An 18,229-nucleotide genomic window follows, 5' to 3' on the forward strand; every position below is an offset into this window, starting at 1 on the left:
TTAGAAAAAACTATCCCTTAAATATAAATTTTATGTTAAAATATCTTAGTAAAATAAATTAAAAAATCTTTTTTTGCTATAGATTTAATTAAAAGGAGTGAATAAAGTGCGCAATATTCTTGCCTTAGTTGCAGCTTTCACGTTATCATCAACATCAACTATGTCTATTATAGCTTGTAATAATTCAAATGAAAGAGGCACAACTAATGTTTTCGACTGAAATAGTGCTTTTATAGATACAAGTACTACGACTGACACCTTTTTTAATTACTTATTAAATAATCCCAATAGTGGATGAGGTAAAACATTATATACTGATATTAATCAATATATTAATCTTTCAATTTTAAAAAATACTCCAGAATATAAAGATGATTATCTTGCTGCTTTGACAGCAGCTCAATCTGAAATGGAAAATAAAATAAAATCATTACAAGCAAAATATGGTCGTTCATGAGAAAAACAATGAAAGAAAGTATTGGGCGATGATGATGTTAATACTTACATTGATAATATTTTAAAAAAGAGTGCTTTAGGTATTATTCAACGTAGTTATGTTACTAGTAATTATAAGGATTATAAATACTACAATCAAAATGAAATTAATATTTGATTAAAGGATTTATGAGAACAAGTAAACAATCCAAATGGTACTTATGATAGTGTACAAGAATACATTAATGGTAAAGCAGGTAGTATCGCTCCTGGTAAATATTCTAGCAAAGTTTGAATTGTTGCTAATGCTAATAATTCAGAATCAGATGTTATTACAAAATTAAACGATAATGTCAAAATTGCTAAAACATGAACTGGTGTTAATATTAGTCTTCCTGTCGTAAAAACTAGTGATGATAAGAATGATAGTAATTATGAAACAGATTCATACAATACTATTGATGACTTATTAAGTGATAATCAATCTAAAATAGCTAAAGTAATGTTAAGAAATCAAGAATTAATTTGAACTCGTCAAATTGTTATTCCTTTTGATTCTACTGCTAAACCTTTACAAGAAAAGATTAGTGCCTCTCAGTTTTCTCAAAATAAAACTAAAATTAATGAAATTTTAAACAATATTAGAACCAATGGTTTCGATCAAACATTCACCGAAGAAAAAGGGGCCGCTACTACTGATGTTAGTAAAACTGGTGATTTAGGATTAATGGATATTACTAAATCTTCACAAGAGAATAGTCCTTTTTATTATTACTTATATCGTTATGTAACTAGTGCTGAAGGTGTTGGTAAAAATGTTGATGGTATTCAACCATATAAATTAACACAATTTATTTCACCAACTGACAAGGAAAAGGGTTTAGATGACTTAATTCCTTATATAGACCGCGATAGTATTAAAGATAAAGGTAAAGATGGTACTAGTCAATATAATGATTTAGTTTATATGAAAGATATAAAAGGACCACAACTTCCTGATGCTGCAGTTAATAATGGACCTGGAGTTGGTATTTTTATTGATACTGGTGGTATTCATTTTATTCAAACGCCAGGTATCACATATCAACAGCAAGACAAACCTAAAAGCGATGAATCAACTTATAATATAATTAAAACATTTAAAAATCATAGAAAAGATACTTATCAGTGAAAAGACTTAGCACCGTTATCTGAGCGTCCAGGTGGATTATCTGATTCTCCTTATCTTGATTATTTACAAACTGGTTTTTTACTACAAAAATATACTCCAAATACAACTCCTACTTTTAATTTAAATGATGCATTAACAGCCTTTACTGGAGGTACTGGTAGCCTTGGTGATGCAACTTGATGAGATTATAATTTATACTTTAATAATAACTCAAGTTTAATTCATTGAAATTTACAGGATATATTTGGTTCAAGTCCTCTTGATCCAACTGATAAGAAAATTAATGACTTTGTTGAAAAAATGAAAAGTTGATTTGATAAAACTAAAGAAAATCGTTGAAACAATAGACAAGGTATTAATATTAATGCAACATTTAAGGATAATATTATAAAAACTAATAATACATGAGATGGCTTTACACAAGATGCACCAGTTGCTCGTATGGATACTAATATTGCTAATTATCTAGATGTTGTTGGGAAACGAACATTATGATGATATGATCCAAGTATCATTAGTTCTTAGATGGGAGGTATAAAAAATGAAAAAGATAAAAAAGATTTTACCATTATTAACTTCAGTTACTCTTTTATCTGGCCCTGTATTATTATTAGTTGCTTGTGATAATGAACGTGATATGAGTAATTTACCTAGTGGTAAAATTCCTGATGATTATAAAAATTGTGTATTATTTAATTTTTTAGGAGTAAACTTTAATGAAACGATTTCTGCTCAGTTTAAGAATACTTATTCACAAGGTCTTGATTTTATTTTAAAAGATGTTGAAGGAACAATTGCTCAGCAAAAATTTTATGAATTTTTTCATAAGAAACTTCATTATAGTGAAGACACAAAAAATGCAGATGGTACTACTACAATGGGAGAAGCCAATAAAGCTTTTATAAAACTTAAAGATGATTTAGGATTAAATTTATTAACTCAAAAGTACTTAAGTGGTATTAATACAGCTAATTCATTAGATAAAGTATCAGCAGCAGATAATAATGAGTTATTATTTCAAAATCAAAGTTGACATCAGGATGGTACAAGTAAATTTAATTATCAAAATGTAGAATTTTATAAAGAAAAAAATAAAGATACTGATAAAGTTAATGATCCTGATCAAATATTTACTCCTGATAGTTTATATAAAGATTATGGTGATAAAGATGCTGCTTTTGATGAACAATTAGCTGCCATTGCTAAACATCCAGATGACAATTATAGTAATGAAATTGGTAAATTATTACCAAATGATGCTAAAAAATGAAATAGTAGTGCTGGTATTAATAAAACACAAAAAGGTCTTTCTGGTACTGATATTCCAACTTATTCAAAATATTTAAAACGTTTCCAATGATGATTACGTTTTCGTTATCAACAATATTATCAATATCAAATTTTACCAGAATTAAATCAAACTTTATTTACAATGTCTTATATTTTAGACAATATTGTTGATATTAAAGATAATGAAGCAGGTAAACCTATAATTTCAACCCAAACAAATAACCTTTACATAAGTCAATTACAAGATACTACTGGTTGACATAAAAGTAATTATAATGCAACTTGAAATTTTACTACTGATTTAGCAAATGCGCAAAAAATTGATAGAGATTGAAATAATACTCCTTCTAAACTTCCGACATGAGAATCAATTGTTAAAGATAATGGTTCAGGAAAAGAAACTTTAAATTCTGCTTTTTTTAATCAATTAACAAGTGGTAATGCATCAACCATTAGTGAAATTGATCCTAACTTTGGTGTTAATGGTTTCTTAAGTACTGCTACTACTACCCAAGAAGCTGCAAGTTGAGTAACTAATGGTGGATTACACTATACTACAAATAATAATATTGCTACATTTACTTACTCTGCTCCTATTTATTTCCTAAATCTTTTACAAAATTTAGATTTTAGTTTTTTAAATAATAAAAATCAAGGCTGAATTCCAGAAATTAGTAATTTAATTCATTCATGAAATATGAGTCCTAATGCTAGTCTTAAGACAGGTTTTTCTAAGTATATAAGGGGTGATAGTAACGAAAGCACTATTACCCAAGAAACAAAATGAAATATATTTTGACAAATGTTATATTCTATATCTGCTAGTGACTCTGCAAGTAAAGATTCACCAGCAACTGAAAACTTTAAAATCGCTGCTCAAAATTTATTTCCAACATATATTCCAAAAAATAATATATATGAAGAAGGATTTTGAAATAAGGTAAAAGAGTTTTATCCATAATAATACTTAATATTTTAAGTTATACTTATAAAGTAAGTTGAGGTGAAATATATGACAAATAAAGTATGCATTTTTTGTACAATTATTAAAGATACAAATAACTTAATTTTTGAAGATACAAATACAGCAGCATTCATGGATATCAATCCCGTAACTAAAGGACACATTCTAGTAATTCCAAAGCAACATTTTGAAACTTTTATTGATACTACACCCAAAATAGTGAGTGATGTTAGTATCACAACTCATAAAATTGTTAATTTGCTAATAAAAACTATTCCCGAAATTAAAGGATTTAATATTTTAACTAATAATGGTAGCGAAGCATTTCAAGAAGTGTTTCATTATCATGTTCATATTATTCCAAAATATATTCGTGAAAAAGGGTTTTTAATTAATAGGACAAAAGAAAATGTTACAATTGATGATATTAATAATATTAAAAAAATACTAAAATCACAATTAATGTAAAAAATATTTAAGGAGGAAAAAAATGAAAAGTCTTAAGTTATTAACTTTACCTAAAATATTAATGCTAATTGGTGCTGTATGAATTATTGTTTTTAGTTTATTGTATGCAGCGGGAGTTATAACTTATAGTTTCTATGGTTGAAATGAAAATGGAGCTACATTAGTTATAATAGGTATTATTTATATTCTAATACCATTTTCAGTTAAACCTGGATTATGATCAAGACTATGAGCACTATTTATATCATTTCTTTCAGTTATAATAGTTATTGGTTTATTTGTTGGCAAAGATGTAGATTATAAGTCAACATGAACTTATATTAATGCTTTACCACATATTATCATGGCGTTTGGCTCTATTTTATGAATATTTAATAGTAAATAAGTCATAAAATAATTATTAATAACTTAAAATATTGGTTGAAAATAGTATTAAACCAATTTTTAATAAATAATTAATAATATTTTTAGAGTTTATTTTCAACATAAATAATAAGAAAAAAATATTATAATAGTTATTAATTATCAAATTTTATAAAAATTATTAATTGATGAGTGGCATAACTACCTTTTTGTTTTCATCAAAAAAGCATTTTTTATTAATGATGCTATAATTTTAAGCATTAATAAAAAAAGATAAAGGAGATTGAGATATGAAAAAAAGAAAAGTATTACATTGTTCAAGTTGTAATAAAGAAATTAATGGTAATGATTTAGCTTCAAACTCAAAAACAGCAAGAAAAATTATGAAATGCCCAGAGTGTGCTAATCAATAATTTTTTGATTATTAATAAAATTTATATTATTATCAATAGCCCTTATCAACTAATTTTAAAAATTTTTACTGATTGTTTTAGATTTCTAAAACAATTTTCATCTTAATTGTTAATAAAACAAATTATAAATAAAAACAATACTAGTCTATATCTATTGATATCAAAGGCAAGAATATAAAGAACTTATTTCTGAAATCAAAATATGGAGGAGTATTATATGTCTAAAAAAAATAAAAATTCAAAAATTATTGCCGGAATAATTAGTTCTGCGGTTTTAATTAGTGGTGCAACTACTGGTATTTTATATAATTCTGAAATGGAAGAAAATATTGAAGAAGAAATTGAAATTGAAAAGAAAAAAAACTTAGAAATAATTTTTCCTAAAGGAAAAAGAAATTTAGGTAAAATTTATATTGGATAAAACATAACTGCTATAAATGATGATGAAAAAGTAAAAAAAGAAATTATAGATATTTTTAGTAATAAATATAATATAGATGTAATTAGTTTGGAAATTAAAATTGTTAATAACCAAAATCAAGCAATAATTACTTCAATAAATGAAGATATTTATATTGGAACAGTAAAGCTTAAGTATAGTCCTAATAGATTTTTTGTAACGTTAGATTATATTGTTCCTGATTTGAATATAAGAGATAAACAAGTTCCTACTTATTCTTATCAACATCATCAAGAAATTTTATTTGGAAAAAATGATATTTTAAATGATAATGAATTTAAAAATTTACCTGCTGTAAATGATTTTATTAATATTTTAAATGAACAAGTTAAATTTAAAGCAAATGAAGAATCAAATAATGCTTTTAAAAAGTTGGAAAATAATAATGATAATTTAGAAGATTTTGAAGATTTAAAAAAACAATTTAATGATCATCATCTTTTATTTGATGGCAAAATTGATTTTGAATCATTTATTAAAACAATTAGTAATTATCATATAAATGCAAACATTGATGAATTAAAAACAGCAATATGTCGTTTTTATAATATTTTAGCTCAATTATATGGAAAAAATAATATTTTTAAAATGTTAGAAAAAATTGAATTAGATCAAAAATTGTGAGAACAGTCTAAAAATAAATATGTCAGGAGAAGCATATTTTGGTTCTTGTAATAATAATATGTGTAATACTAAAATAATACTTGATACAGATATTTTTAGAGATATAAAGTATGGAATGGAAGTTATGGTACATGAATATGGTCATATTTTGGATTCTTTAATTCGTAATAAACAAAATAATAATTTTGATGCAAGAAAATATATGATTTCATCATTAGCAAAAGGAACTAAGATTAATAATAAATCTTATCAAAAACTTTTAAGTTATGGTATTGTTAGAAGTTGATATGGAAGAACATCATATATTGACTTATTTCCAGAAGCTTTTGGTCGTTGAATAATGACTCCTGAACAAAATCGTGATCTTGGATGAGAAAAATTAGATAAATTTTTTCGAATAGATTTACTTAAATTATTATAATAATAAAAAATATATCTTTATAATCATAATAAGGACAAAATAAACTTTGTCCTTATTATTAATTTTGTTTATTAATTAAAAATTGTAAATAAAGGTCATTAATTGTTCATTATGTTATCAAAATTTATGTTGTTTAATGCAATGTTAACATATGTCATACGACCAAATGAAGAAGTTAAAAAACAATACCATTGAAAGTAAATATTATCATTATCATGTCAAAGATCTAAGTTAAGAGCAATTTCTGTTCCTCATCCTCCACCATCTTTAGTATTAATATAAGCAATAAAAAGAACATTAGCATTACCAGGGTTTTTATATTGTTCAATTTTTGCAGTATTAGTTGATAGTGTTGGACTACTTTCAATTCCTGTTGAAGTTGATACTTTGAAATATGAATTAATAAAACAAAAAGTTGGATACATATTACTGAAGGTATTTCAGTCTCTCGCATAATTGCTTCACTTAAGAATATTATAAACATTAGAATTATCAGTAGCGATTGATGTTCCATTATGTCAATCTGAAAAAGAATAATTTATTTTATCATTAATAATATTATTAGTGTTTTTTCAATTATTATAATAAATAGCAACTAGATTATTACTTTTATCAAAAATTCAATTTAATGAATAGTTTTTAGTAGTTAATGTTAGTGGTGATTTATTCAAAAAATTATAAACATTTTGATTATCAATAATTAAATTAACAATGTTACTAGTTAATTGATTATTAATTTGCCCTTTTAAACTAGTTTGATTAATAAAATACATTGCTAAGTTATTAGCTATTGTCTTACTAATTTTATTATCATGTGTTGCTTTAGCAATATAATATAAACCTAGTGTTTCATTTAGATTATTGCTATGTTCAACTTTATCAGCACCTGCTTGATTAGAAATATCAATATGTTTTTCAATATCACCTTGTTGAATATATTTTCAATTATTATAACCAGTAAAGTATGAATCAGAATATTCACTTTTACTATATGGATTATAATTATCTTTAATAATAGTTACTTTTTTGTGGCTGTTCATTTCTTGTTTTGTATTTTCAATATTTACTTTATCTTTATCTGGAATATTTATATTAGGGTTATAAACTAGGTTACCATAGTTATCTACTAAAAAAGTATTCCTTGCTTTAGGAAAAGTGTATTTTGCTAAAGATAATGTATCATAACTATAAAATTTATGATCTGTTATTGATTGATTAGTAATTCACTCACTATTGCTTAAATAGTTAAATTGGTTATTGAATGAAGCATTATTTTCTTCTAATTGATTTATTAGTACAGTATTTTCAATATTTATATTATTAATATTGTTTCCTAAAAAAGTTAAAGGTGGTATCATACTTAAAAAAATTAAATATTTATTCATAATGTTATACCTCTATTTTTTAAATAATTATTTAAAAAATTAATAAATATATATTTTATAACACTTTAGTCATTAAAAAGTGTTGATTTAATTATAAACATTTTATTTGAAATTAGCAAAAACTAAAAAACTTAAATAAATAATGTGTATTAAACGTACTTTACAATATGTTTCAATATTAATAATTTGCATATTAAATAAGTCCTTTTTTAAGTTATAATATTTATTTATAACTCAATGAAAAAAATAATACGAATTTATTGGAAAAATATTATTATTATGATAATATTCTACAAAAGAATATAAAGTTTTTTAATCCGCTTATTTTAATTTGCTGAGTTATACTTGTAAGTGCAAGTAAATAAAATTGCAAAAAATTCTCATATAAAAATTTCATAATGCTAAATTTAGTTTAGAAAAAAGTAAGGAGTTTTTATATGAGTTATAAACATCTTGGCATAGATGAAAGGATTTATATTGAGAATCAATTGAAATTTAAATTTAAAATTAGTGAAATAGCTAAAAATCTTAATCGAAGTATTAGTACTATTATTCGAGAAATTAATAGAAATAAAGATAATAATCATTATTTTTCATTAATTGCACAAAATAAAGCTGAAAATCGAAAACAATCACATATTAGTTTTCATAAGTTTAAAAATAAGAATTTAGTAAAATATGTACAACAAAAATTACTATTAGGTTGATCACCTGAACAAATTTATGGCAGAATTAAAAATTTTCATAAAGAGTGAGTTATTAGTTTTAAAACAATTTATACTTGAATTTATTTTGGAATGCTTGATAAAGTTACTAGTAAAAATTTAAGAAGAAAAGGTAAAAAACGAAAATCTAAAGAAAATCGTGGCAAGTTTAATGGTAAATCAATTAAAGAACGAGATATAAATGTTAATGATCGTATAACACTTGGTCATTGAGAAGGAGATACTATAGTATCATCACGAGGTAAAAGCAAATCATGTTTAATAACTTTAGTTGAAAGAGTATCACGATTTACTTTAGCAATATTAGTTAAAAACAGAACTACTAAAGTTATTAATAAAAATGTTAGTTATTATTTATCAATTCTTCCTAAAAACATTGTTAAAACTATTACTTTTGATCGTGGCAAAGAATTTTCAAATTGACAACAACTTGAAAAAAATTTAGATATAAAAATTTATTTTGCCAATCCATATTCACCTTGACAAAGAGGTACTAATGAAAATACTAATGGTTTAATTAGAGAAAAATTTCCTAAAAAATTTATTTTTTCAAAAACTAATAAAAATGAAGTTCATAAATTTATATTGTCTTTAAACCAAAGACCAAGAAAAATACTAAATTATCTTTCACCAATCGAATATTTGGATAGAAAAATAATTTAGTTGCACTTACCTTTACAATTTAGCATTTTAAAATAAATGGGTTTTTTTATTTTTAGAAAGGAAGAAAAAATAATGGCAGCTGAAACTTATATTAGAAAATTAAAATTATCGCCAACATTTGCATTCACAACACAACAAATTCGTTCATTGACAAAAGAGCAAAGAGAAGCGATTGATAAAAAATAAACACCAGTATTTACAATGGAACAAATGAGAACATTCACACTTGAACAAATGGAACAACTTGCAATTGAACCAGGTCTTATTGATGAAATCATGAGATTATCAGAAGAAGAAGAACAAGTGGAACTGGCAAAAAAATTATCGTTAGAAAAAGAAAAACAATCTGACATAATAATAAAAGAATTTAAAGAAACATCAATGCCCTCATCACAAACATTTAAAGTAGAGACAGAAGTAAAATTAGTTACTGAAGAGGAAATACTAAAACAAGGAGTAAGACCCAAAGGAAGTAAGATTGTTCAACGTCAAATTCAACATACAAATAATAATCATCAAGAAAAGGCAATAATTTCCGAACCAACCATTTCACCATCTCTTTATGAAAGTAGTTTAGATTTACAAGTAACCAATGAAGATGATGAATTTGGTTTTGTAGTTGTTGATGAACCTTATAAAACATTACAATCAGAAGAAGTATCTGAGAAAGAAAGAGAAAATATTGATAGAGCGATTGCATTAGAGGCTTTATCATTAAAAAGACAATCAAATTTAATGCAAGTAATCAAAAAATCTGAAATAGAAGAAATTAAAGTTTTAGAACAACAAAAAATAAATAAATTTTTAAATTTATTTATTAAATTAGTAACTTTTGGAAAAATTAATAAAAATAAGAAAATTGAATTAGAAATTAGTAAAAAATGAAAAAAATATCAGAATCATGTAGTAAAAAGCCAAAAACAAATCCGACATTATTTTCAAAATCATCTGGAAAAGCTTTTAATAAACAACAAGTAAACAATGACTCAACAAACGCACCATTAACAAATTTAAATAAACCAAGAACATCACAAATGTAAAATATTAAGAAAAGAGTTATCTTATTTAAGATGAAATATTATTTTTTTATCTTGGGGTGATCTTTTCTTTTTTAATTTGTTCAAAGATTCAAATTAGTTAAAATAAAATTATATTTTTGTCATTATTATTTATACTTTTTTAATTATTTTTAAAAAATTACCTATTTTATTAAGAATATTGTTAATATTATATTAAATAATAACTATTAAAAATTTAAGGAGAAATTATGGAAAATAAAATTAATTTAGATAAATTAACTATTAATTCAATTCGTATGTTAGGAGTACAAGCAGTTAATGCTGCTAAAAGTGGCCATCCTGGTATTGTTTTAGGTGCTTCACCAATGACTTTTTCTTTATTCAAAAATCATTTATCTTTTAATCCAAAAAATCCAAAATGATTTAATCGTGATCGATTTGTTTTATCAGCAGGTCATGGTAGTGCTTTATTATATTCAATATTACATCATGCTGGTTATAAATATACAATCAATGATATAAAACAATTCCGTCAATTAAATAGTAATACACCTGGTCATCCCGAATATCATTTAGACTATGGAGTAGAGACGGCTACTGGACCATTAGGTCAGGGTATCGCTAATGCTGTTGGAATGGCGCTTACTGAGAGTTTTCTTGGTGCTAAATATAATCAAAAAGATCTTAATATTATTGATCATTATACATATGCAATTTGTGGTGATGGTGATTTACAAGAAGGTATTGCGCAAGAAGCACTTAGTTTTGCTGGACATTTTAAATTAAATAAACTAATTATTTTATATGATTCAAATGATGTTCAATTAAATTCATCTGTTAAATTAGTATATTCAGAAAATTTAAAAATGCGTCTTCAAGCATTAGAGTGAAATTATTTAAAAGTTGAAGATGGTGAAGATGATAAACTTATTTCTGAAGCTATTAAAAAAGCAAAACTTAGTGATAAACCAACTTTAATTGAAATTAAAACTATAATTGGTTATGGGGCTAGTAAACAAGGAACACCCAGTGTTCATGGCTCTCCTTTAATGGAAGATATTAAAACAGTTGCTAAAAATTTAAACTGAGAATATCCTGAATTTACTGTTCCAAAAGAAGTAAGTACTTACTTCACACAAACAGCACTTAATCATGGTTCTAAAATAGAATTAGTTTGAAATCAAAAAGTTGAAAAATATGCAAAATTATATCCAAAATTGTATAATGAAATTAAATCAGCATTGAAAAATGAAATTTTTAATGAAGATTATCAATTAAATAAAATTGATTGAACTTCAATTATTGGAATAAATCCACAAGCAACAAGAGTAGACTCTGGTAATATTTTAAAACTTTTATCAGCTCATTGTCCAACATTAATTGGTGGTAGTGCTGATTTAGCTGGCTCAACTAAAGCATTAGTAACAGATAAAGACTTTTTACCTCTTGATCATTCAGGAAGACATATTCATTATGGAGTAAGAGAATTTGCAATGGGCGCTATTGTTAACGGTATGACGTTACATCAAGGCACAATTCCTTTTGGTTCTACTTTTCTTGTGTTTAGTGATTATCTAAAGCCTGCATTACGATTAGCAGCTTTAATGTCAATTCCATCTTTGTTTATTTTTAGTCATGATAGTATCGCAGTTGGCGAAGATGGTCCTACCCATGAACCAGTTGAACAACTAACAATGTTAAGAACTATTCCTAATTTTAATGTAATTCGCCCCGCTGATACAAAAGAAACAATTGGTGCATATTTAATGGCATTATCTAGCAAAACTAACCCTAGTGCTATTATTATTACTAGACAAAATTTACCACAACTTGCAAATAGTAATATTGAGGCAGTTCAAAAAGGTGCTTATATTATTAGTAAAGAGAAGAGTAGTAAAGCTTTAGATTTAATTATTATTGCTACCGGTAGTGAAGTTTCGTTGGCTATTGCTAGTCAAGAACAACTATGAAACGATCAAAAACTTAATGTTCGTGTAGTTTCAATGCCTTCTACTTTTATTTTTGATAAACAAGATAAAACATATCAAAATAAAATTTTACCTAATGATATTATAAAAGTTGCTATTGAAATGGGTTCTAAAGATAGTTGATATAAATATGTTGCAGGTAATGGCTTTGTTATTGGCGTAAGTACTTTTGGTATTTCTGCTCCTGATAAGGTAGTACTAGAAAAATATGGCTTTACATCAAATCAAGTGTGTGATAAAATTAATAAGTTTTTAAACAGTAAGTAAGGAGAAATTAATAATGATGGTTTGGTGAGCAGTATTAATCATTGGCATTGCTAGTGCGTTAATTGGTGGATTAGTTGGTTTTATTGTTACTAAGAAGATTTTCGAAAAACAATTACAGAAAAATCCTCCTATTAATGAAAATATGATTCGTGCAATGTATTTACAAATGGGACGTAAACCTACTGAATCTCAAATTAAATCAGTAATGCAAGCAATGAAACGTCAACAAAGTACTACTAAAAAACGATAATTTTATTAAATATAAATTGTAAAATAGTTACCATAATGGTAACTATTTTTATTCATTATATTTGTGATAAATTTAATGTTTTATATATCCGCTTGTTGATGGCTTATTTTGTGGATAATTTTCTTCTTTTAATTCTTGTTTAATTTTTTTCTGTCATTTTTTTCTTTTTCTTGATTAGTATTTAATTTATTAATGTTACATTTAAATATTTTCTTTATTCTTTGTTCAATTTTTAAAAAATTTTTTTCTTATCGATTTTTAATCCAATTAATATTAAATTTTCTTTTATATTTTTTACTGAATTATTTGTATTTAAATGTATTAATATATTATCTTTAATATCATGAAATAACTCATTATTTGAAAATTCTGGCCTGTATTTAATAATTTCTACTTTCGCCTTATTTGTAATATATTCTTCATATTCTTGATAAAATATGTTTTCTAATATATTTTTTATGTTTTTATCATAAAATAAACTATCATTAATAATGATTGTCAAAGCCGTATCACCATTTTGATTTATGAAATGAATATTTGCATTATTTATTAGTAAAGTATTAACTATTTGTGCTAGTCCATTTTTAGCAGCTAAATGCAAGGCTTGGTTTGCGTGGTTGATATTAGCGCCATTTTCTATTAAAATTTTAATGGAATCTATAAGTTGATAATAGTGACTTGCTACTATTAAAGGACTATCACCATTTTCGTTTGTATAATTTAGATTAGCATTTTTTCTATTAAATTATTGATCTCTTTTTTTATTTCAGAACTAATTTTTTCTTTTTTAATTATATAATCCCAATAATTAAAATATGTAATATTTTGATATGAAGTGACAGAATTTAAAATAACTGATATTATTTTTTCACCATTAATATCTTTATCATTCATTATTTTGTTCCTCCTTTTTGAAATCAAAAACCCATTTATTTTAGTGAAAAATAAATGGGTTAGAAACATATATTAAATTATAATTATATTATAACACTTTTAGTATTAATTTTATTATCGTTTAAATCATTTGTAAATCTATTTCTATGTTTAATATTATTTAGATGTATATAAAAAAGTCAGTATTAATAAGTAAATACTGATTTAATATTAGTTATCTTTTAGTGATAGTGCTGTTAATAATTTATTGTATGTAGCAACATCTTGTTTTTTAAAGTATTTTAAGAAGCGTTTTCTGCTTGCTACCATTTTTAACAAACTTCGTTTTGCAGTAATATCTTTTTTTTGTACTTGTAGATGGGCTGTTAATTCTAAAATTCTTTTTGTTAAATTAATAATTTGAACTGCAGAAGAACCAGTATCTTTGGCATTTAAGCGAAATTTTTTAATCAATTCATCTTGTTTAATTTGTTCCATATTTGACAACTCTCCTTTAAATATAATTCGGCTTAAACAAAGCTAATATCGGAGAGAATATTAACAATGTTAAGTCAACACGATTATAATAATACATTAATTTTAAACATAAAACAAGCATTTTTTAAAAAAATATTTTTATTAATTTTGTATAAAGAGATGATTTTTTATTTTTTTTCTTCATTTGCTTTTTTATTTTTTTTATCAAAAATAGTCACTTTACGTTCAGTATGATTAAGAATTCTTTTACAATTATCTCAATGACGAATAATAATTAATATTCAAATTAGAGCCATAATTATATTAACAATATAGTATTGAGTGTCTTGTTGGGAAAGAAAAGCATGCAGTCGCATATTCGGTATTCATGATAAGATAAAAGCAAGTATCATCATTAACATTGAAGATAAAGATGACATTCTACTTAAATATAAAATAAATCATCAACTAGCAATTGTGATAACGCAATAAATAGGATTAATCATTAATAGTACTCCTAATGAAGATGCAGCTCCTTTACCACCACGAAAACCATAAAATAGTGGTCAACAGTGACCAATAATTGCAGCAAGACCAGTTGGATAAATATATGCTTGTTTAAACATTGTTTCATAATTAGGATTAGTAATATTGATAAAGGTTAAACCGTATGCAATTAAAATAGGAATAGCGGGCTTAAAACCATCAATAATTAAAATAATAGCTCCTCATTTACCACCCATAACTCGTGTTGAATTAGTAGCACCAGCATTTTTAGAGTAATAATCTCTAACATCGGTTTTAAATTTTATTTTACTAATAATAATTGAAGGTGAGATTGAGCCAATTAAATAACCAATGATAATAAAAATAAAAGTTCCTAATAGATTAATATGTTCCATTTTTTTCTCCATTCTTGTGCAAGTATTATGTTAATAAAAATTTTATTTTTTGGAAGTTAAATTGTTCTTTTTATCTTTATTATTATAGTATAAATTATAAATTATTAATGTTAATAATATGATATTAATAACTGTGCCAAAGGCATTTGCTGCTAGTAAGGGAATGTTTTTAATTAAACTAGCATAAATTATGAATGAAGTTAATCCTATTTGATATATGCTATAAGAAATTAACGATAAACCTTTTGTGTTTTTAGTTTTAATTAGTTTAATAGTTTGTGGTAAAAAGGCAACCGAAATAAAAAAGGCACCTATATATCCAATAATATCAATTGAATATTAGACATTTTTTTCCTCCTTATTTTTTTGTTTAATTAAATTGTTAACAATAATCCCAATTATTATGAAATTTAGTATAGCAGTAATAGTTTGACAAGTAATCATGGGAATATCATTACGAAGTATGCCAAATATTAAAAAAGTAAGACCTCCCAGTTGATAGATATTATATGAAAAAATAGAAAGACCTGAAGTATTTCTTGTTTTAATTAGTTTAATAGTTTGTGGTAAGAATGGCAAAGGAATACAAATGGCTACAAGATACCCCAATATTTCTATAAAAATGTTCATTTTTTCTCCTTTTAATTAATTTAATTTATCATAGTAATTATAATAAAATATTGTGAAAATAGTTATTTATTTTATTTTAAATAATAAAAAATGTGTTTTGCTAAACACATCATTAATTTATTTTTCTTCTTCTTTAATGAAACATTTTTTACATAAAGATTTCCCTTCTTTTGTATCAAGAATGTCAAAAGGTTCAAACATCATTTCGCAATTAAAATATTTTACGGTTTTTGTTAAAGGTTCATCATCAGTTTTTTTGTTTTTTTTATTGAATCATTTCATTATATCCTTCCTTTCTAAATATATTAAATAAGTGTGTTAATGACACACTTATTTAATATATTTATTTAGCACAATCTTTACACAAACATTTACCATCTGCTGCTTTAGTACATTCAGATGAACTTTTCATTTTCCCACAACCATCACATTTTTTTTGATCTTTTGCTTCTCCGGTTTTATCCCTTTTTTTAAATGGTCACATGTATATAACTTCCTTTCCTCATATCATAATTACTCTACTCAATTATAACAAATTTTATTATTTTCTATGGTATTAACTATTTTTAAAACTTTTTTGTTAAATTTTGATAAATTATTTTTTTCTATTTTAAGAATATTATTTTTGATTTCTTCAATTTCTTCAATATCAGTTATTCTATTAAATAAGTGAAAAAGCATATAGTTTAATTCTTTTGGTTTATGAAAGTGTTTTTTAAAAAATATTATTGTTTCATCAATAGTTGCCATTAGCATTACTGCTTGTTTGGTGTTAATGCTATTATTTTGTAATGGTATACGAACAAGTGTTGGCAACTGACTAACAAACATGTAGTCTTCTAAAGATTTTTCTTTTTGTGTATAATAGAAAATTTGAAAAGCACTAATTTTAGCACCAATTGTTTTAATAGCATTTTTTACTGCTGTAACTTGTGAATTAAGCATATTTTTGATTAATAAGGTAATAAAGATGGTAATTGTTCCAATTGGTAAAATAATTGATAAAATTAAGTCTAAGTTAACATTAAACTTTTGAGCAAATATTGATTTTAATAAAGTATAACCATTTTGGAATAAAATAACAGATAAAAATAAAGCAAAGTTTGGTGTTTTTCATCATTTATGCATAATTAATATTTTTGTTTTAATTTTTAAAATATATCAAAAGAAATAAGAAGTTAATACCATAAATTAATACAATGATAGTTGTTAGAAAATTGAAAAAACTAAAAACAATAGCTAAATTAACTGTAAAACCTAGATACATTTTAATATCATAAATTGGATAATCATTTGCAAATTGAGTTGTTAAACCATATTTTCTTTGAAATGCTCGACGACGATAAAGTTTAATGATTATAATAATATAAAAAAGTAAAGCAATTAAAGCGATTAAAATTGTAATAAAGATATATGAATAAGCAGTATTAATACTATTTAAACGTTGTGTTCATGCACTTCCTCAGTCACTTATTGGTGCATCATCATGTTGAGTAAAAATAAATGACATTAATGAAAAATCAATTAATGGATAATAAATAGTCATTAATTTTTATAGAAAGGAGTTTTGTCACTTTCTTGTTTTGCGTTAGCAATTTGTTCTAGTAGTTCTTTAACATTATTTTCTTTATCAATTCTTGTTCTTTCATTTAAAAATAAGACTAATGCAGTAATTAGTAATGTAATAAATATTATTCAAAAAAATAATAAAACAAAATATTGCCCTCCCAAAAAATTATGCGGTCGTAATTTTTTAAATTGAATTTTTTGTACTTCCAAAATTTATTCCCTCCCCCAAAAAAAATATTTTTTAAAATCGCTTACTTAAATTATAGCACTAATTAAAAATTCACTTATTAATTGGTAAAATTTACTAATTGTTAAATTAAATTTAAAAATTAATTATATAATTAATTTAAAATATTATTTATATTTAAGGAGAAAACATGAAAATTGAAATAGTTAATAATATTGAAATATTAGAACAAGCATTTTTGATTAGAAAAAAAGTTTTTGTTAATGAGCAAAAGGTTCCTTTTGAAGAAGAAATTGATCAATTTGAAGATGTATCGATTCACTTTTTAGTTTTTGATGATAATGATAAACCAATAGCTACTAGTAGAATGCGAAAAGTTGAAGATATTGTAAAGATTGAAAGAATGTGTATATTGCAAGAATATCGTAGATTGGGTATTGGTAAAAAATTAATGGAATTTATGGAAAAAGTTGCAATTAAAAATCAATTTAAAGTTATATCTCTTTATGCCCAAATTCAAGCACTAAATTTTTATAAAAATTTGGGTTATAAAGTTTGGTCTGAAATATTTTTGGACGCTGGTATTAAACATTGTAAAATGGAGAAAAAAATATATAATGAAGGTAAATTTTAAAGAATAATATTTTAAATACATTGTTTTTAAAAAAACAATGAAAGGAAAAGA

The 18,229-nt window shown here is 24.2% G+C and carries 25 protein-coding genes and 1 pseudogene; 13 read left to right on the forward strand and 13 right to left on the reverse strand.

Going from position 1 to position 18,229, the window contains the following annotated elements; all coding sequences use genetic code 4:
- Window positions 1-106 precede the first annotated feature (106 nt).
- The 8 genes from AACK81_RS02005 (at window position 107) to AACK81_RS02040 (ending at window position 6,609) form a co-directional block, all read left to right on the forward strand.
- Entirely contained in the window at window positions 107-2,131 is a 2,025-nt protein-coding gene (locus AACK81_RS02005) for a hypothetical protein (RefSeq protein WP_338962086.1), read from the forward strand.
- A gap of 16 nt (window positions 2,132-2,147) precedes the next feature.
- Entirely contained in the window at window positions 2,148-3,857 is a 1,710-nt protein-coding gene (locus AACK81_RS02010) for a hypothetical protein (protein WP_338962088.1), read from the forward strand.
- A 51-nt stretch (window positions 3,858-3,908) separates the two neighbouring features.
- Window positions 3,909-4,328 carry an HIT family protein gene (locus AACK81_RS02015; RefSeq protein ID WP_338962091.1) on the forward strand — a complete coding sequence of 140 codons (420 nt, stop codon included), beginning with the start codon at window positions 3,909-3,911 and terminating at the stop codon, window positions 4,326-4,328.
- 22 nt (window positions 4,329-4,350) lie between these two features.
- Window positions 4,351-4,713: a hypothetical protein gene (locus AACK81_RS02020; RefSeq protein ID WP_252318892.1), complete on the forward strand. Its 363-nt coding sequence runs from the start codon at window positions 4,351-4,353 to the stop codon at window positions 4,711-4,713.
- A gap of 268 nt (window positions 4,714-4,981) precedes the next feature.
- Complete coding sequence (locus AACK81_RS02025) at window positions 4,982-5,104, forward strand: hypothetical protein (protein WP_256468302.1); 123 nt, start codon at window positions 4,982-4,984, stop codon at window positions 5,102-5,104.
- 217 nt (window positions 5,105-5,321) lie between these two features.
- Window positions 5,322-5,525, forward strand: a complete 204-nt coding sequence (locus AACK81_RS02030; protein WP_338962094.1) for a hypothetical protein — start codon at window positions 5,322-5,324, stop codon at window positions 5,523-5,525.
- 87 nt (window positions 5,526-5,612) lie between these two features.
- Window positions 5,613-6,239, forward strand: a complete 627-nt coding sequence (locus AACK81_RS02035; protein ID WP_338962096.1) for a hypothetical protein — start codon at window positions 5,613-5,615, stop codon at window positions 6,237-6,239.
- Complete coding sequence (locus tag AACK81_RS02040) at window positions 6,208-6,609, forward strand: hypothetical protein (protein ID WP_338962099.1); 402 nt, start codon at window positions 6,208-6,210, stop codon at window positions 6,607-6,609. Before AACK81_RS02035 ends, AACK81_RS02040 begins: the two co-directional genes overlap by 32 nt.
- 98 nt (window positions 6,610-6,707) lie before the next feature.
- Here AACK81_RS02040 and AACK81_RS02045 read toward each other — a convergent pair whose 3' ends face one another.
- Complete coding sequence (locus AACK81_RS02045; protein WP_338962101.1) at window positions 6,708-7,994, reverse strand: hypothetical protein; 1,287 nt, start codon at window positions 7,992-7,994, stop codon at window positions 6,708-6,710.
- Window positions 7,995-8,431: 437 nt separating this feature from the next.
- Here AACK81_RS02045 and AACK81_RS02050 point away from each other — a divergent pair, with 437 nt between their 5' ends.
- The 4 genes from AACK81_RS02050 to AACK81_RS02065 all read left to right on the forward strand — a co-directional run bounded on the left by AACK81_RS02050 (window position 8,432) and on the right by AACK81_RS02065 (window position 12,906).
- Window positions 8,432-9,382: an IS30 family transposase gene (locus AACK81_RS02050; RefSeq protein ID WP_338960236.1), complete on the forward strand. Its 951-nt coding sequence runs from the start codon at window positions 8,432-8,434 to the stop codon at window positions 9,380-9,382.
- Window positions 9,383-9,583: 201 nt separating this feature from the next.
- Complete coding sequence (locus AACK81_RS02055; protein ID WP_338962103.1) at window positions 9,584-10,360, forward strand: hypothetical protein; 777 nt, start codon at window positions 9,584-9,586, stop codon at window positions 10,358-10,360.
- 289 nt (window positions 10,361-10,649) lie between these two features.
- On the forward strand, window positions 10,650-12,656 hold the full coding sequence (gene tkt / locus AACK81_RS02060) for a transketolase (protein WP_338962106.1): 2,007 nt from the start codon (window positions 10,650-10,652) through the stop codon (window positions 12,654-12,656).
- Window positions 12,657-12,669: 13 nt separating this feature from the next.
- The gene (locus tag AACK81_RS02065; protein WP_252319938.1) at window positions 12,670-12,906 is read left to right on the forward strand and encodes a YneF family protein; all 237 of its coding nucleotides are present in this window, start codon (window positions 12,670-12,672) and stop codon (window positions 12,904-12,906) included.
- A 232-nt stretch (window positions 12,907-13,138) separates the two neighbouring features.
- Here AACK81_RS02065 and AACK81_RS02070 read toward each other — a convergent pair whose 3' ends face one another.
- From AACK81_RS02070 to AACK81_RS02115, 12 genes and pseudogenes are all read right to left on the reverse strand, one after another.
- A complete protein-coding gene (locus AACK81_RS02070; protein WP_338962108.1) occupies window positions 13,139-13,507 on the reverse strand; it encodes a hypothetical protein in 369 nt (122 codons plus the stop codon).
- Between the two features lie 18 nt (window positions 13,508-13,525).
- Window positions 13,526-13,600 (reverse strand): annotated as a pseudogene (locus AACK81_RS08850) (hypothetical protein); the annotation flags it as partial.
- 26 nt (window positions 13,601-13,626) lie between these two features.
- Window positions 13,627-13,800 (reverse strand): hypothetical protein, encoded by a 174-nt coding sequence (locus AACK81_RS02075; RefSeq protein ID WP_338962111.1) that lies wholly within the window; start codon window positions 13,798-13,800, stop codon window positions 13,627-13,629.
- 210 nt (window positions 13,801-14,010) lie between these two features.
- Complete coding sequence (gene rpsO / locus AACK81_RS02080; RefSeq protein WP_252319942.1) at window positions 14,011-14,277, reverse strand: 30S ribosomal protein S15; 267 nt, start codon at window positions 14,275-14,277, stop codon at window positions 14,011-14,013.
- A 167-nt stretch (window positions 14,278-14,444) separates the two neighbouring features.
- A complete protein-coding gene (gene plsY, locus AACK81_RS02085) occupies window positions 14,445-15,158 on the reverse strand; it encodes a glycerol-3-phosphate 1-O-acyltransferase PlsY (protein ID WP_338962113.1) in 714 nt (237 codons plus the stop codon).
- Window positions 15,159-15,200: 42 nt separating this feature from the next.
- Complete coding sequence (locus AACK81_RS08855; protein WP_422397365.1) at window positions 15,201-15,491, reverse strand: SemiSWEET family sugar transporter; 291 nt, start codon at window positions 15,489-15,491, stop codon at window positions 15,201-15,203.
- Between the two features lie 6 nt (window positions 15,492-15,497).
- A complete protein-coding gene (locus AACK81_RS02090; RefSeq protein WP_338962114.1) occupies window positions 15,498-15,788 on the reverse strand; it encodes a SemiSWEET family sugar transporter in 291 nt (96 codons plus the stop codon).
- Between the two features lie 117 nt (window positions 15,789-15,905).
- A complete protein-coding gene (locus AACK81_RS02095) occupies window positions 15,906-16,070 on the reverse strand; it encodes a hypothetical protein (RefSeq protein ID WP_338962116.1) in 165 nt (54 codons plus the stop codon).
- Window positions 16,071-16,131: 61 nt separating this feature from the next.
- Window positions 16,132-16,299 carry a hypothetical protein gene (locus AACK81_RS02100; protein ID WP_338962118.1) on the reverse strand — a complete coding sequence of 56 codons (168 nt, stop codon included), beginning with the start codon at window positions 16,297-16,299 and terminating at the stop codon, window positions 16,132-16,134.
- 2 nt (window positions 16,300-16,301) lie between these two features.
- Window positions 16,302-16,916, reverse strand: coding sequence for a hypothetical protein (locus AACK81_RS02105; protein WP_338962121.1), 615 nt, complete (start codon window positions 16,914-16,916; stop codon window positions 16,302-16,304).
- 16 nt (window positions 16,917-16,932) lie between these two features.
- Window positions 16,933-17,334, reverse strand: coding sequence for a hypothetical protein (locus AACK81_RS02110; RefSeq protein ID WP_338962123.1), 402 nt, complete (start codon window positions 17,332-17,334; stop codon window positions 16,933-16,935).
- A complete protein-coding gene (locus AACK81_RS02115) occupies window positions 17,334-17,567 on the reverse strand; it encodes a hypothetical protein (RefSeq protein ID WP_338962127.1) in 234 nt (77 codons plus the stop codon). Before AACK81_RS02115 ends, AACK81_RS02110 begins: the two co-directional genes overlap by 1 nt.
- Before the next feature lie 167 nt (window positions 17,568-17,734).
- On the opposite strand from AACK81_RS02115, the gene AACK81_RS02120 reads away from it, so the two are divergent.
- Window positions 17,735-18,178 (forward strand): GNAT family N-acetyltransferase, encoded by a 444-nt coding sequence (locus tag AACK81_RS02120; RefSeq protein ID WP_338962129.1) that lies wholly within the window; start codon window positions 17,735-17,737, stop codon window positions 18,176-18,178.
- Window positions 18,179-18,229: the final 51 nt, after the last annotated feature.

The organism is Spiroplasma endosymbiont of Lasioglossum villosulum, from assembly GCF_964020195.1.
GTDB lineage: Bacteria > Bacillota_I > Bacilli_A > Mycoplasmatales > VBWQ01 > Spiroplasma_E > Spiroplasma_E ixodetis_A.